The following is a 15188-nucleotide window of genomic DNA, read 5'->3' as shown; positions in this document are numbered from 1 at the left end:
AATTTTACGCCAATCTTATGGCCTTAAAGACTTTCAAATGTTACGCGCTCGTTTATTAGCCAGCTTCTCTGATTAGAATAACTTATCACACCAAGTACGGAAGAGCCGATGCGATCGCGCCAGCGGTCATTGATACAGGTTCCATCTGCCACTACCCAAAGATAGATTTTGTTTATTTTAATCGTTCTATATGTTTGGGCGCAACTTTTTGCGATCGAACTTGGGGAAGAGAGATTGTAGGGGCGAAGCATTTGGGCGATAACCTTTGTAACTCAACGAGAATATTTATATCCAAATGCTTCGCCCTGTCTTCGCGAGATATTTTCGATACAGGCGATTTGTGGGGGAGGGCGAAGCATTCGGATACTTAGATCTCGGTTTAGTTTCATAAACTGTCGCCCGAATGCTTCGCCCCTACAGAATTTGGCTCTTATATAATCTTACATTTACCAACAGCATCATTTATTCTGCGACGGTTCAAAATATTTGACGAAGCAAAGTTATACACAAGTTACGCATTTATCAGCCGAGTTTGATGAGTTTAGAAACAAAAACTCAAACAACGAGGCGGTATGAAATCTTCTAAAATCCAAAATCCAAAATCTAAAATCCAAAATTGACTGAGCGATCGCACTCCATTCCCTCACCAGGGAAAAAAGCTCGATCGCTCTATTTTTTCTATTAGTGCAGGCAGATTTTAATTCGATCGCTGCGATTTCAACCCACAGAATTATACATCCTGTTCGCTGAACTCGCGAGTCATGTGGTCAAACGGCTGATCTACAAATGCCGAATTTACGATCCCGGCTGCTTCTACTTGTTCTTTCACAATTTCTTTCATTATTTGGATACCGCGCACAGTTGGGCCGATCGGTACACCTAAAGAATTATAAGTTTCCCGCAACCCTTGCAACACGCGCTCATCCAGAACATTATTATCGCCTGCCACCAAAGCATAGCTGGCATAGCGCAGATAATAATCCATATCGCGCAGACAGGCAGCGTAGCGACGAGTCGTGTAAGCATTTCCACCGGGGCGAATTAGTTCCGGCAGTTCTTCAAACAACCGCAAACCAGCCTGCTTGACAATTGACGCTGCATTGCTGTTAATTACAGCTGCGGCGGCAACCCGTGCCGTACCCGTCTCAAAATAAGCTTTTAGCGTATCGACGGCATTGCGGTCTAGATAGCGACCGGTGACATCATAATTTCTAATCAGATTTGTTACTGCGTCCCGCATGAAATTGCTCTCCCAGTGATTACTATCGGGGGTTTTGCTATTGCACAATTACCTCTGCGTGCTTTCCGTCCTACTAACTACAGAAAAAGCACGCTTCCTTCAAGGCTGACGCTCCAGATTGACAAAGCTCAGCCTGGAAGCACAATCGTTTCCGCGTGGCATAGATAGCCGATTGTAGTTTACAACAAAACGATCCCCCTCTAGCTGTATCCCAAAGCATATTCGTTGGGAGCGCAACACTAAACAAGAGCTTTTTGTTTGGAGCGATCGTTCAACCGACAAACAGGATATTGTATCCTACTGCGGAACTCCGGTCTGAACCAGTCCATAACCTGACTGGGGATTACATTCAACTCTTCCGGATAACGCGGCTGCGGGTCATTCGTCAACCAAACCGGCGGTACCATCATCGGGTCGTATTCTGCGATCGTATACACAACACCCGGACGCTGCTTCAGTTCCACTCGCTGTCCCGCACGATATTGAAGCGCTTCTTGTCGATCGAAATCTGCCTGCATCTTAAAAGCCATCGTTATTGCCACGATAAACTGTAGTTATTGATACGATTCTACAGGTCAGACCGACTCGTAAAACAGCATTCTGTCAATTTAGCTACAAATTTTAACTTTTTCTAAATTTTTGTCCTCCACCAATACAAAAAATTTGTAGCTAAAAATACAAAATATTGTCCCCTCTGTCTTTAGGATGATGCAGGTACTATGAGCTTTTAGGCGTTAATCACGGGAGAGCTGCCTTTAGCAGCACAGGCTAAAACCTCTCATAGCTCAGTCGCTCCTCTCCCAAGGCCAACGTTGCCCCCAGACCGGAGACACAAGAGCAGTTATTTTTTAGTGTCAGCTCGACTCAGCCAAACTTATCCCGTTCAGTTCAACGGTAAATTAAACAAAAATTAAGTTTTACTCCCCTTGACCTGACCCTTCACTACCGCTCATTATCAGTATCCAGACTTAAGCAAGTACAAAAATTGAAGGAGCCATTCCATGCCCCAGACCCCCCAAGAAGTCTTGCAACTGATCAAAGAACAAGATATCAAGATTATCGACCTGAAATTCATCGATATGCCAGGAATCTGGCAGCATTGCTCGTTCTACTACAACCAGATTGACGAAAGCTCCTTTGACGCCGGCGTACCCTTCGACGGTTCCAGCATTCGGGGTTGGAAAGCCATCAACGAATCCGACATGACAATGGTGCCAGATCCAACCACAGCCTGGATCGACCCATTCATGAAAGAAAAAACATTGAGCATGATTTGTAGCATCAAGGAACCCCGTACCAACCAACCCTACAGCCGCGACCCCCGTACCATTGCCCAAAAAGCAGTAGATTACCTGATTTCCAGCGGCCTTGGCGATGTGGCCTTTTTTGGCCCAGAAGCTGAATTCTTCATCTTCGATGATGTCCGCTTCGACCAAACCGAAAACAAAGGCTACTACTACCTAGACTCAGTAGAAGGTCGTTGGAATTCTGGCAAAGAAGAAGCTGGCGGTAACCTTGCCTACAAGCCTCGCTACAAAGAAGGTTACTTCCCAGTTCCACCCACCGATACCCAGCAAGATATGCGGACGGAAATGCTGCTGACAATGGCAGAGTGCGGTGTACCAATTGAAAAGCATCACCACGAAGTAGCTACAGGCGGTCAGAACGAACTGGGTATTCGCTTTGCAACCTTGGTAGAAGCAGCCGACTACTTGATGACTTACAAATACGTCATCAAAAACGTTGCCAAAAAATACGGTAAAACCGTCACCTTCATGCCGAAACCCCTCTTCCAAGACAACGGTTCCGGTATGCACACCCACCAATCCATCTGGAAAGACGGACAACCTTTGTTTGCAGGCGATAAATATGCTGGCTTGAGCCAAATGGCACTCCATTACATCGGTGGTTTGCTCAAGCACGCTCCTGCACTTTTGGCAATCACCAACCCCACTACCAATTCCTACAAACGGTTAGTACCTGGATTTGAAGCACCAGTGAACTTGGCTTACTCCCAAGGCAACCGTTCTGCTTCCATCCGCATCCCCCTCTCCGGCAGCAATCCCAAAGCGAAGCGCTTGGAATTCCGCTGTCCGGATGCTACTTGTAACCCATACTTGGCCTTTGCGGCTATGCTTTGCGCCGGTATCGACGGGATCAAGAATCAAATTGACCCAGGCGAACCTCTGGATGTGGATATCTACGAACTCAGTCCAGAAGAATTGGCGAAGGTTCCTTCCACCCCCGGTTCTTTGGAAGGCGCACTGGAAGCTTTGGAAAAAGACCACGCTTTCTTGACTGAAAGTGGCGTATTCACCGAAGACCTCTTGCAAACCTGGATTTCTTACAAACTGGATAAGGAAGTCAACCCAATGCGTCTGCGTCCTCATCCTTATGAGTTCTCCCTCTACTACGATTGCTAAGAAAGTCAAAAGTCAAAAAAAGAGGGAGAAGGAAAAGGTAAAAGATTAATTCTTCCACTCTCCGACTCCCCGGCTCAAGAGACTTTTTACCTACAGCTATAAATGCCTAAGCCACTCGATCGCGATCGGGTGGTTTTTTTGCATCGATTCGTAAATAAAAACCTGAGTTAGGATCGAAATAGTTGTTCACAAAACGCAATAAATATTTATGACAGTTGCATACCCGCGTAAGCTGCGAAATAGCATTGGCGCTCGCCAGATTATGAAGCAAGTGGTGAGCGATCGCGAAGTGCATTTAATCACCCTCAACCGTTACCGCTACAGCGAACAGCGCAGCTGCAAAGACCTCACGGAACTGATCGAAGAGTTGGACGGACAACCGCCAGAACTGGTGCGCGACCTATCTCGTCACATTTCTGACGAAGCGCGTCATGCTATGTGGTTAACAGACCTGTTGGTAGATTTGGGAGCGAAGGTAAATACGCCCCCCGGTACTTCCTATATCAACGAATTTGAGCGTCTATTAGATAAAGACCAAAAAGATGCGACCAAAGATAGAGACGATTTTGTGATTTCTTCTCTAGCTGCGATTAACGTTACCGAAAAACGGGGTTGCGAATATTTCTCTGCCCACATACACGCCCTCAAAGAAGCTCCTCAGACAGAGGAAAATGTCAAAATTAGGGAAACTATTGCGCGAATTTTTCCAGAAGAAGCCGGTCACGTTCGCTGGGGCAATAGGTTGCTGGCGCAACTAGCTGACAAAAGTCCGGAACATCGGCAAAAAGTTGAGCAAGCTAAGCGCAAATATGCGGCGATCGAACAAGCAGCTTACGAGTCTGGTATGGATATTGTCCTGGGTGCCGAACTGCGTCGTTTGGAAAACCTGCTGCAAATTGCCAATACCATGCCTCTGTGGGAACGTCCCCAATACTTGATGGAACGCATACCCCAAACTTTACTCGCACCCGAATTGCAGTTTACCCGACTAGAGGTAGCTCAGCGCGTTTGGAACCGCGATCCAAAGGCATTTATGGAAAAATTTGTGCCTATGTTCTTGAGCGGCTTGAATCCCGCTCCTGACAAGCAGAAGAAAGCTACTGCTTAGAATGGCGATCGATCGGGGGAATCGGAGCGCCGCTTCCATTCATTATTATTTGGACATTAAAGCCCTTTTCAGGTCAGTGATGTACAGAGAAACCCGGTGTTGCAGAAGTTACCGGGTTTCTTCGCTACAAGATCGTGCAACTGAAAACGGCTATATTTACCACTTATAAGTTATCTTCAGTTTGGCGCATGACCGCTAGAGGTTAATCAAAGGATACCCAGAAGCGATAAATTTGGTTGAGGCACACCCAAACGAAGCGCGAAGAGAAATTTTTATGACCACCTACCAGCCAGATCCGCAAACGGTTGCTACTCAAACCTTAGCCAGCAATGAGCTAGTAGACGAGCTTCTGGAGGAAACAACGGAAATAGATTACGTCGAGGTGATTCAAACCGTCATCTCTAGCATGGCACAGGAAGACAGCGCGATGGTCAGCCAAACGGAGGCCGGTCAGATTTGGAAGTTTAAGTACGGTACTGTTGAAGTGTTTGTACATCTCACCGGTTCGACAGATAATGACAGCTTGACTGTGTGGTCTTCGGTGCTAAAGTTACCTGCTAAGAACGAACCCCAATTGATGCGTAAGCTTTTGGAAATGAATGGGGCTGAGACTTTTGAGGCTCGTTTTGCAATAGTAAACGAGCAAGTTGTCGTCATAACCTCTCGCACTGTGGCTGAGCTTTCCCCCGGTGAAGTTTCTCGTGCTATTACGATTGTGGCAACGATCGCAGATAATAACGACGAATCTTTGCAGGAACAATTCGGTCAATAATCAATAGTTATGCAAAATTTTCAAATTTTAAATTGCAATTTTATTTAAATCTGCAATTTAAAATTTGAAATCTGAAATTATCATCACAACTAACTAATGACTGTTGACAAACCTGTTTGGCGTTTAATACCGCTGTTTGAAGCTGCGGGTAGAGTGCAGATGGCGATCGATCTGTGGTTGCTCGAACAGCACCGTCAAGGCTTGCATCCTCCCACTTTGCGGTTTTACACTTGGAGTCCACCGGCTATTTCGTTAGGCTATCATCAGCGTCAGTGGCCGGAATTTTGGCAGCACCTGACTTGGCAAGGACAACCGATCGAACTGGTGCGACGTCCTACCGGTGGGCGAGCTGTTCTGCACCAAGGAGATTTAACCTATGCTGTGATTACTTCTGGATTGAGTGGCAGTCGCACCCAAGTTTATCAACAGCTTTGCGAATTTTTGATTGCGGGTTGGCGATCGCTCGGTGTCGAGTTACACTACGGTTTGGCTGGACGCGGCTATATTCACAACCCCAATTGTTTTGGGACAGCCACCGCAGCTGATTTAGTTTTAGCAGATAATTCCAAGTTGATCGGTAGCGCTCAACTTTATCGCGGTAATGCTATTTTGCAGCACGGTTCCATACGCTTGCACCCAGATCGCACCTTGTTCGCCCAAGTGTTTGAGACTGCTGTACCGCCCCCGATCGACATACCGATTATTCAACGGGCAGAAGCGCCGATCCAAATTGTTGTGGAGGAATTGATTGCTGCGGCTGAGCGTTGTTTTCAGGTTGAGTTTCAGATGCAGCCTCTGTCTGAGTTAGAATTCCACGCCATTTTGGCGCAGCCAATTTTAGAGGTTTTTCCTCTCGATCCGTCTGCGTCATCGCTCCCGTGACTGATTTTTGATAGTTAACGCTAGCACCTCGATACTTGAGCGTAAAGGTTGGCTGAATTATGGTGGGTTCTTCTGCGATTGGAGATTTCCAAACTTGACCGCGATATTTTCCTATAATCTCATCTCCAGTCAGTTTAACTTCCGGAGGATTATGTTCGTAGTTGAGGCCCCGATAACTGAGCTTTATTTCCTTTTCTGGCTCAGATTCCTCTTGGCTCATAGCCGACAACCACAATTTTCTAGCCGCGATCGCTACAACTGCAAGCAGAAATATCTGAATCTGCCAAGGTGCTAAAACTAAACTCAAAATTAAGCCCACAACTGAAATGGCAGCCGAGAGATAGGCCATTTCATCAGCCGAATTTTTAAAGATGAATAGTGCGACTGGCACTATTGCCAGAGGAATGAGGAAAAAAAGGTTCATTTTTAATACCTCTTGCCATAGAAGCCAAAGCGTATTTACTGAGAATTTCAGATTTTAGATTTCCAATTTCAAATTTTCGGTTAATCTTTGGTCTGAGGGTGGGTGTAGTCTTTCCGCAAAACAAGCTACACGCAACTTGCGGGAAACACTAGCAAATTTGAAATCTGAAACACATAAATTTGCAATCATCTTACTAATATACGATCCCCTGGCATAATTGGCGCACTTGTGGCAATTAAATAATCATCAGTTTTTGACAAAACAGCGCCTTCTCTCGCAGAGAGATATGGGACTAAATCGCCGACATCCTGGACTCTGGCGGTATTTGCTTGGTAGCAGACAGTTGCGATCTACCAAAAAATAACTATAGCAATAGATGAAGGTCGGTTAGGACAACTTTAACTTTTCCCCTAGACCCTAGTTTTTCAGGTTGAGAGAGGTTCTTTAGTTTGCGTTGCGGTTGACTCTGCGGCTGCTTGGGCGATCGCTGGAATGGGTAATCCGGGGGGATAGCTACCTTCTTCTTTGATCCGTTTGATTTGAGCCTCCGATATTTTAACGTTCAGCTTTTGGGCCATTGCTCGTACAATATCGCCGCGATCGATAATACCAGCCACAGTACCTGCCGGTGAAAGGACTGTAATTCTGGATAATTTGTCACTTTCCATCCGCTCGATCGCTTCCACCAAGGGCGTCTTTTCTTCCACGGTGTCGATCGCATCCAAAGGCTTGACAATACTGCGAACTGTTTGAGTTTCCCACTCGCTGCGTTCCAGCGCCCGAAAATCATCTAGCGAGACTAGACCCCGATAGCGACCGTCCGAAGCCGCAAAGTAAACCTCCGGCTGGGTAGCTTGTAAGAGGTAATCGTCTGCAAATTGGCGCAGCGTCATATCTGCATCGATAACGCGGAATTCTCTCGTCATAGCGTCTGCGGCTGTTAGCTGCAACAAGCTTTCTTGTAGGTTGGTGATTTGGTCGTAAGCGCTGGCATTCCGCAACACAAACCAGCCCAGTAAACCCATCCAGAGTATACCGGGTTCTGATGTGATTATGTAACTGAAACCGCTAAAGATAATTGCTACCCATCCTAAAATTTGTCCGGTGCGGGCTGCCCAATGGATACCTTGAAAGCGATCGCCTTTGAGCTTCCATACTGCTGCTTTCAAAATCTGCCCACCATCCAACGGAAGACCGGGAATGAGGTTAAACAAAGCTAACACTAGATTGATATTTGCCAAATGTGCAACTAAAACTTGCGCGGGACTCAACGGCGGCAATAGATAACTTAGCAGATTCAGTAACCCAAACAAGATTATACTCACGCAAGGCCCTGCGATCGCTACTTGAAAAGCCAAACCAGGTGTTTGAGATTCTCGATCGATCGACGCAATTCCACCAAAAAGAAACAAGGTAATTGAGCTAACCTTAATTCCTTGCGATCGCGCTACCAAACTGTGACCCAATTCGTGCAACAGTACTGAGCCAAACAGCAGTATAGCGATCGAAAAGCCAATCCCCCAAGATGTAACCAATTTCCATTGCGGATAAGCCTCTTGCAAGTTATACCCGTTGGCAAATGTAAAAATACCCAATATAATTAGCCACGAGGGGTCAATGTAGAGTGGAATTCCAAATATACTTCCGATTCTCCAACCTGCCTGCATAAAAAATTTTCCTTTACTTTTTTATCAATCTAATTTGTACGCTCGTGCTTAATTGCGTTACCACTTATGCCATTCAATAGAGTGCTATCTAACTAGGATAAACGCTACTTTGTTTAAAGTCTGTCTCTCAAGGGTCGGAACTTTTATTGACGAGCGACCTGCTGCAATACTTCTTCGGATGAGATTACAATTGTTAAAAAAATTTTTTGTTAGCTTTTTCCCTCTAATAGGTAATGCGATGCTGACGCTGCCCCAAATGGTTGTCACCCAGAATTAGGACAGCGCCTGATTAATGCAGCAGTTAGTTACGATCGACGGTTTAGGGTCAGAGCCAAAATTTAGAGAGCTCCAACGTTGGTCAATCCCAAGATCACTCCTGCTCCCAGGATATGACCAAAGCTAGTACCCGCAACTAACTGAGGAATACCAATCGGTCCTAAAGAGGGTTGACTTCCCCGATCCTGGGTAGCGTAGCGGGCGATCGCAATACCAAGGATGTTACAAATAATCATCACCAAGCCAATACTCAGAGACCAGGCTGGTGTTGCGGGAACGGTAGACTGTGCGGCAGCAAGTATCATCGAGTTAATCAAGATTTTTCTCCTTAATCGAAAAACTGACATTTTCATTTTCCCACTCAGCTACCCATCGCACAGCTGAGGTTCTGGAACGATTTCTTTTCAAAGGATACCCGCGTTGGTCAGTCCCAGAATGACCCCGGCACCCAATATGTGGCCGAAACTTGCTGTAGCAAGCAATTCCGGTATTGTAAAATTCCTGAACAGCGCTGGTTTACCAACGGGAAGATCTGGGCCGCTACCAGGGTTTTGGATGGCGAAGCGACCGATCGCGATCGCCAGTAAGTTGCATAAAATCATCACAAGTCCCACAGCCGGAGTCCAATTCGGTGTGCGGGGGACGGTAGATTCCACAACAGCCGCAAGTAAAGTTAAGTTAAGCAAACTATCTTTCCTGCTTTACTAAACAACAACAAAAATTATAAGAAGCGCTTACTAAATAACAAGAATCTGTTTTAAGAGTTAACATAAACTCAAACTTTTGATACAAATTGGACTGGTAGTGATGGAGTAGCGTTGATGCGGGTTAAAATTTGCGGAATTACTAAGCCGGAACAAGGAGATGCGATCGCCCGACTGGGAGCAACTGCTCTCGGCTTTATCTGCGTCCCCACATCTCCCCGCTACGTCATTCCTGCACAGATCCGGGCGGTGGTAGATCGATTGTCGGTAAATGTCGATCGTATTGGTGTATTTGCAAACAACACAATTGATGAAATTTGTCAAATAGTTAATGCGGCTGGATTGAATGGCGTTCAGTTGCACAGCAATGAATCTCCCCAATTCTGCCAACAGTTACGCCAGCTTTTACCAGATGTAGAAGTTATCAAAGCTCTGAGAGTGCAGACACCCGATTCATTATCTCAAGCAGACACCTACACGGATGCAGTTGATACGCTTCTGCTTGACGCCTACCATCCCACTCAATTGGGCGGTACTGGTAAAACACTAGATTGGACTACCTTACCAGGTTACACTCTCACTCGCCCTTGGTTGCTCGCCGGTGGTTTAACACCGGATAACGTGTTGTCAGCCCTGAGTCAAGTTCAACCCAACGGTATCGATTTATCCAGCGGTGTCGAGCGCTCTCCTGGAGATAAAGACTTACATAAAGTAGCGCAATTGTTTGAGAAATTAGGAACTAGAGTGGCAGTTGAGTAATATAGCGAAACTGCTCGATCAGATAGCGCAAATAGGTTGATTATCCCAAGAAGCAGCAAAGATCGCAGCCTTTTCATTCACTACTAATTGCACTTCTCCTTTTGGATCGATCTCCCATCCCGTCGCTTCCACAATAGGCGCTCGATCGTTTGCTATTGGAGAAACAGAAATTCGTTTCCTTTCCCGTTCCCCCGCGCGATCGCTTTGTCGAGCGACTGTTTCTAGATCGGAAACTCCTGCTGTATTATACCAACTGCTGAGAGCGTCGTAAGGATTTACCGGTAAACCGCCCTGTCCGGTAACTCTAAACGAATTGCCACTCGCAGCGCCACACCTAACAACCACAAGGTTACTGCGATCGGAAACTTTTTCTGGCAATACCGCTAATCCCGAAGTAGGGTTTAGATTGGGGGTGCTAATTTGTACAAGTCCATCAATCCCCGTTTGCGAACTGGCATTGATTTCGCTCAGGGAATTATTCAGGGAATCGCGAGTTTGCACTAATCCAAAAATTCCTTTAGCAGTAATATTTATCCTACCCCCATTACCAGCAGAGGCATTGACGATAATGTCGTTATTTTCATTTTTAATAGCAACAATAAACGGGGAATTAATAGTCATGTTACCCCCGTTACCAGACCCAGCCGCTTGTGCTGTAATTTGACTGTTATTGCGTAGAAACACATAATCCCCAATCAGGAGGTTCATATTACCTCCTCCTCCAGATGCGCTAGCAGCAGTTAACCGTCCTCTATCCAGAATAATCTGCCCTGCTGTTATTTTCAGATCGCCAGCTTCACCATAGCCTTGATTATCTACACCAACTAGAGCTTGGTTGGCAACAATCAGTCTCGGCGTATTAATAGTGGCATTTCCAGCATCTCCAGAAGGAACTACAGGTAATCCATAAAATTTTTGCGCTGGAGTATTAGATAAAGCTGATGAAGATAGCAAGCTAATCAGCGAGGTTCCACTAGCAACCCCTTTAACTTCAATAGATTCAGACGCATTTACAGTTAAAATTCCCCCCGCTCCAGTAGCTATAGTACTAGCACCGATACGCGCTCCATCCCGAACAATTAATCTAGAGGTATCAATCGTCAAATTGCCTGCTTTTCCTGGGCCGATTGTTTCTGATAAAATCGCAGTTCGGAAACCTGTGCGACTATTAAATCCAATCGCCTCTAAAGAATCTGTTACCTTCAGATGCACATTACCACCTCTGCCAAAATATGTAGTAATAGCTGATAAAGCTCCGCCATTGAGGATTTGGAAGCGGCGAGTCAATAGGGTAATATTTCCCCCATTTCCAGAACCAAAATTCATAGATTCGATGCCGCTTGCAGCGCCATTATTAAATCTTGAAGATTCAATAAATTTTACTAAGTCATTAGCTTCTACAGAGATGCTGCCCCCGTCTCCTGTTTGGAAAAGAACAGAGGTTATTCTGCCGCCATTGTTGACTATTAAACGGTGGGTGGAAACCATAATATTACCACCATTTCCTGCCCCTACTGTTTGACTTATTAAACCACTAGAGATACCGTTGGAGCTATCTCCATTTAATTCTACTGACTCTGAGGCGAACAGATCGATCGCTCCACCTGGTAAAGAACCAAGAGTGTTAGTAAAGGCGAAGGAGCCATCACTCATTTTTACCTGTCTTCCGACTATTTGGATACCCCTTCCCCCATCACCACTAGCATTCAGTAATGCGGCGTTAGATAAGTGAATATCTCCGTAGTTTTGCACCTGCGAATAGTTGAATATCAATCCGAATACAGTTGGATTGATATTCACTTGTCCTTGGCCTACACTTCCGACCTCTATTCGCCCACTTTCTGCTATTAGGATTCCACCATCTAAGGTTACTGGCCCACCAATCAAGGCTAAGGTACGACCCGATTTGACGTTTAGCCCTGAGTTTTCATCGCTAACTTGCACAGGCGGAGGAATCGGAGCGTTTTCCAATGTCAGATTGTGTCCTCTCCCGGAAACATGAATAGTGCCAGGACTTTGCCCAAACTGTAACCCTATGGGAACATTTATAGTCAACAGCCCTGAAGTTTGGGAATTAGCGGCGCTGAACTCTGTACCATCGCTAAACTTGAGGCTACTTGCTGTGGAAGCGAGAAACGAACCTCCAATATTCAGGCGTGCGTTGGCACCAAAAATAATGCCACTGGGGTTAATTAAAAATAGATTTGCTTGTCCGTTGGCGCGAATTAATCCATCAATGTTGGAGATTTGCCCTCCGGTGACGCGGGTAATGATGTTGTTAATGTCGATCGAGTTATTGAAAAATGCTGTATTGCCAGTTGAAACCGAAAATTCCCGGAAACTGTGGAATAAGTTGCTGCCTGCGGCTGTTCCACCATCTATACTGAAAGTATTTCCGTTAGGAGTAACGAGGGAATTAGTAGGCAGGGTGCTATCCGGAATGATTTGTGCGGCGACAGAGCTATGTAATGCCCACCCACTTATTCCTAATAAGAGGTAGGCGAACTTGTGCAGCCGTAAATAAAAATTATTCATCTTCCTCAAGCAGACTTGCAATCTCTCGCAAGCCAGTTAGTAACAATTTGAGGTTAACAAATATTTTTTACATTATTATCTCACAAATAAGCATTTTCGTCAATTATTAACTAAACTTAATATCTGGAGATTTTTATTTTAATACCCGGACAAAGGATTTCAATTATGTTGAACTTACCTTCTGAGTAATTTTGAGGTAAAAATATAAAATACAGATCTTGAGCAAAAGCTCTGGAATGCAGGTCAAGGGGAAAAACCATATAGTAAAGAAACATGGTGTGAAATTGTTGATATTCTCCTAGATGATTTTCAGAAGTTCATGGGAGAGGATTTTCAACGTGAACCTGAAATTTACTTAAGTATCGAATACCCACATTCACCGTCATTTAGTCGGTGGATGTGGACTGGGGCAAGAAAAATATCTCCTCTATCTACAACTTGGTCAGCTGTGATTGGTGGCGGTATGGTAGGAACTGAAGTCGGAGGGGATGTGCAAAATATTTTTTGTGTGAGTCTGACGCTGTTTCTGTTCGATGCTACTAGCAAAAAGCGTTTGTGTTTAAAAACTGGAGAAAGTGTTCTTGAGTTTGTTTTTGAAAAACAAACTGACGGTCATGGATGTTGGCGTAGTTTTGGGTGGTGTAAAGATGAATGGGGAGAATGGGAAGATGTTGAGTATTAACCTAAGTTGCTAGTTAGTGGCGTAATGTAGGAGAACGGCAGATAGATCGGCATCAGTCAGTAGTAAATAAAGATTGGCGACTGACAGATGACAAACCTTCCCTCAAAAATATAACTAGCAACTTGAGTTATTTAGACACGGAAAAAAGTTTACTCAGATCTTTTTTTGACGCGCTTGTGCCTAAAAGAAAGCTGGTTGATGGCGAATCAAGTTAAGGAATTCTTCGCGAGTTTTTTGCTCCTCTTGGAAAACACCCACCATTGCGCTGGTGACTGTCCAAGAACCGGGCTTTTGAACACCGCGCATCACCATGCACATATGGGTGGCTTCCATGACAACAGCAACTCCCTTGGGCTCTAGAATAGTCTGAATTGCTTCGGCGATTTGACGAGTGAGACGTTCTTGTACCTGCAAGCGACGGGAGTACATTTCCACAATGCGTGCCAGTTTGCTCAAACCTACGACTTTTTGGTTGGGAATGTAGGCGACGTGAGCTTTACCCATAAAAGGGAGCATATGGTGTTCGCAAAGGCTGAAGAAATTGATATCGCGGACTAAAACCATCTCGTTGTGACCTTCATCAAAGATGGCGTCGTTGACAATTTCTTCTAGAGATTGATTGTAGCCGCTGGTGAGAAACCGCATCGCCTCTGCGACTCGCTTGGGTGTTTTAAGCAAACCTTCCCGTTCCGGATCTTCTCCCACTCCCAACAGGATTGTCCGCACGGCTTCCATCATTTTCTCTTGGGTTTCTTGCGTAGGTGGGTGCAAATTGGGTTCGCGACCGTTCAAGGTGTTGCGATCGGGCCGGGTAGGGACGTTGAGAATACCATTGGAACTCACGGAAAGAGAGGTAGAGCCATTAGAGCCGTTGGAGGAAGCGATAGTCATGATAAGCCTTAATTAAAGTAATGCGATCGGGTAAAGGTCAACAGAGAAGCAGCAACCTAGAGAATTCCAGCACTGGCTAAGAGAGTTAACTCTTCAATTACTGCTTGTTCTGGTAGTAGCGCCGTCTGTAAAATTGACTGCGCCACAATTTCGGGGGTTAACATGGCTGAGCGATCGAAGTCAGCCTTAACAGTGTCGGTATCCCAAATGGGGGTATTTACGGAACCCGGACAGATTGCCGTTACGCGAATGCCGCGCTCCCGTTCCTCTGCCGCTAGGGTTTTTGATAAAGCCATCAGGCCAAATTTACTGACACAGTAAGCTCCCCAACCGGGAAATACTTGTTGACCGGCAATGGAAACAACATTGATGATGATGCCAGAGCGGCGATCGCGCATCATTGGTAATATGCCCAAAATGCACTGCAAAACGCTAGTTAGATTGAGGTCTATTACCCTCTGCCAGTCAGACAAGGGTGTGTCCCTCAAAGTAGCTGTGTATCCTATGCCAGCATTGTTGACCAGAATGTCAATTGGGCCAAAGTCAGCTGCGATCGCGCCAATTTTATCTTTTACCTGGTCAATCTCAGCTAGGTCTAGAGCGTAAGGCTTGGCCTCCACCCCAGAAGCGCGAGCTTGTTCGGCAACCGCCGCCAATTTTTCGTAGGTGCGGCTCACTAATGCCACGTTAATGCCAGCATTAGCAAACGCCAAAGCTGTTGCCTTGCCAATCCCGCTGCTTGCCCCAGTAATCAGGGCGCGTTTATCAGTTGAAGCACTCATTAGTTGAATGTTTGCAAGTTTGGATGGAACATCCCATCACTTC

Annotated in this window: 14 protein-coding genes and 1 pseudogene; 6 read left to right on the top strand and 9 right to left on the bottom strand. The window is 45.6% G+C overall.

Annotated elements, in window-relative coordinates; all coding sequences use genetic code 11:
* Window positions 1-730: 730 nt before the first annotated feature.
* Complete coding sequence (gene apcB / locus H6G03_RS29710; RefSeq protein ID WP_190472941.1) at window positions 731-1240, bottom strand: allophycocyanin subunit beta; 510 nt, start codon at window positions 1238-1240, stop codon at window positions 731-733.
* Window positions 1241-1479: 239 nt separating this feature from the next.
* Window positions 1480-1770 carry a hypothetical protein gene (locus tag H6G03_RS29705; protein WP_190472939.1) on the bottom strand — a complete coding sequence of 97 codons (291 nt, stop codon included), beginning with the start codon at window positions 1768-1770 and terminating at the stop codon, window positions 1480-1482.
* A 471-nt stretch (window positions 1771-2241) separates the two neighbouring features.
* Between H6G03_RS29705 and glnA the strand changes: the two genes are divergently transcribed.
* The 4 genes from glnA to H6G03_RS29685 all read left to right on the top strand — a co-directional run bounded on the left by glnA (window position 2242) and on the right by H6G03_RS29685 (window position 6425).
* Window positions 2242-3663 carry a type I glutamate--ammonia ligase gene (gene glnA / locus H6G03_RS29700; protein ID WP_190472937.1) on the top strand — a complete coding sequence of 474 codons (1422 nt, stop codon included), beginning with the start codon at window positions 2242-2244 and terminating at the stop codon, window positions 3661-3663.
* 208 nt (window positions 3664-3871) lie between these two features.
* On the top strand, window positions 3872-4771 hold the full coding sequence (locus tag H6G03_RS29695; protein WP_190472935.1) for a ferritin-like domain-containing protein: 900 nt from the start codon (window positions 3872-3874) through the stop codon (window positions 4769-4771).
* 274 nt (window positions 4772-5045) lie between these two features.
* The gene (locus H6G03_RS29690) at window positions 5046-5543 is read left to right on the top strand and encodes a YbjN domain-containing protein (RefSeq protein WP_190472932.1); all 498 of its coding nucleotides are present in this window, start codon (window positions 5046-5048) and stop codon (window positions 5541-5543) included.
* Window positions 5544-5639: 96 nt separating this feature from the next.
* Complete coding sequence (locus H6G03_RS29685) at window positions 5640-6425, top strand: lipoate--protein ligase family protein (protein WP_190472929.1); 786 nt, start codon at window positions 5640-5642, stop codon at window positions 6423-6425.
* 34 nt (window positions 6426-6459) lie between these two features.
* On the opposite strand, the pseudogene H6G03_RS39600 reads toward H6G03_RS29685, so the two are convergent.
* The 4 genes and pseudogenes from H6G03_RS39600 to psaK (H6G03_RS29670) all read right to left on the bottom strand — a co-directional run.
* Window positions 6460-6645 (bottom strand): annotated as a pseudogene (locus H6G03_RS39600) (DUF4278 domain-containing protein); the annotation flags it as partial.
* 629 nt (window positions 6646-7274) lie between these two features.
* Entirely contained in the window at window positions 7275-8516 is a 1242-nt protein-coding gene (locus H6G03_RS29680; RefSeq protein ID WP_190472926.1) for a site-2 protease family protein, read from the bottom strand.
* Window positions 8517-8854: 338 nt separating this feature from the next.
* A complete protein-coding gene (gene psaK / locus H6G03_RS29675) occupies window positions 8855-9109 on the bottom strand; it encodes a photosystem I reaction center subunit PsaK (protein WP_190472923.1) in 255 nt (84 codons plus the stop codon).
* 87 nt (window positions 9110-9196) lie between these two features.
* Window positions 9197-9478, bottom strand: a complete 282-nt coding sequence (gene psaK, locus H6G03_RS29670; protein WP_190472920.1) for a photosystem I reaction center subunit PsaK — start codon at window positions 9476-9478, stop codon at window positions 9197-9199.
* Between the two features lie 135 nt (window positions 9479-9613).
* Between psaK (H6G03_RS29670) and H6G03_RS29665 the strand changes: the two genes are divergently transcribed.
* Window positions 9614-10255, top strand: a complete 642-nt coding sequence (locus H6G03_RS29665; RefSeq protein WP_190472918.1) for a phosphoribosylanthranilate isomerase — start codon at window positions 9614-9616, stop codon at window positions 10253-10255.
* Window positions 10256-10273: 18 nt separating this feature from the next.
* Here H6G03_RS29665 and H6G03_RS29660 read toward each other — a convergent pair whose 3' ends face one another.
* Window positions 10274-12790 (bottom strand): two-partner secretion domain-containing protein, encoded by a 2517-nt coding sequence (locus H6G03_RS29660; protein WP_190472914.1) that lies wholly within the window; start codon window positions 12788-12790, stop codon window positions 10274-10276.
* Window positions 12791-13109: 319 nt separating this feature from the next.
* Between H6G03_RS29660 and H6G03_RS29655 the strand changes: the two genes are divergently transcribed.
* Entirely contained in the window at window positions 13110-13472 is a 363-nt protein-coding gene (locus tag H6G03_RS29655) for a hypothetical protein (protein WP_206756652.1), read from the top strand.
* A gap of 180 nt (window positions 13473-13652) precedes the next feature.
* Here H6G03_RS29655 and folE read toward each other — a convergent pair whose 3' ends face one another.
* A complete protein-coding gene (gene folE, locus H6G03_RS29650; RefSeq protein WP_190472908.1) occupies window positions 13653-14363 on the bottom strand; it encodes a GTP cyclohydrolase I FolE in 711 nt (236 codons plus the stop codon).
* A gap of 56 nt (window positions 14364-14419) precedes the next feature.
* Window positions 14420-15145, bottom strand: coding sequence for an SDR family oxidoreductase (locus tag H6G03_RS29645; protein ID WP_190472906.1), 726 nt, complete (start codon window positions 15143-15145; stop codon window positions 14420-14422).
* Between the last annotated feature and the right edge of the window lie 43 nt (window positions 15146-15188).

Origin of the sequence: Aerosakkonema funiforme FACHB-1375, from assembly GCF_014696265.1 — a bacterium.
Lineage (GTDB): Bacteria > Cyanobacteriota > Cyanobacteriia > Cyanobacteriales > Aerosakkonemataceae > Aerosakkonema > Aerosakkonema funiforme_A.
Note: the sequence above shows the minus strand (reverse complement) of the source record. Positions and strands in the feature narration are given on the sequence as shown.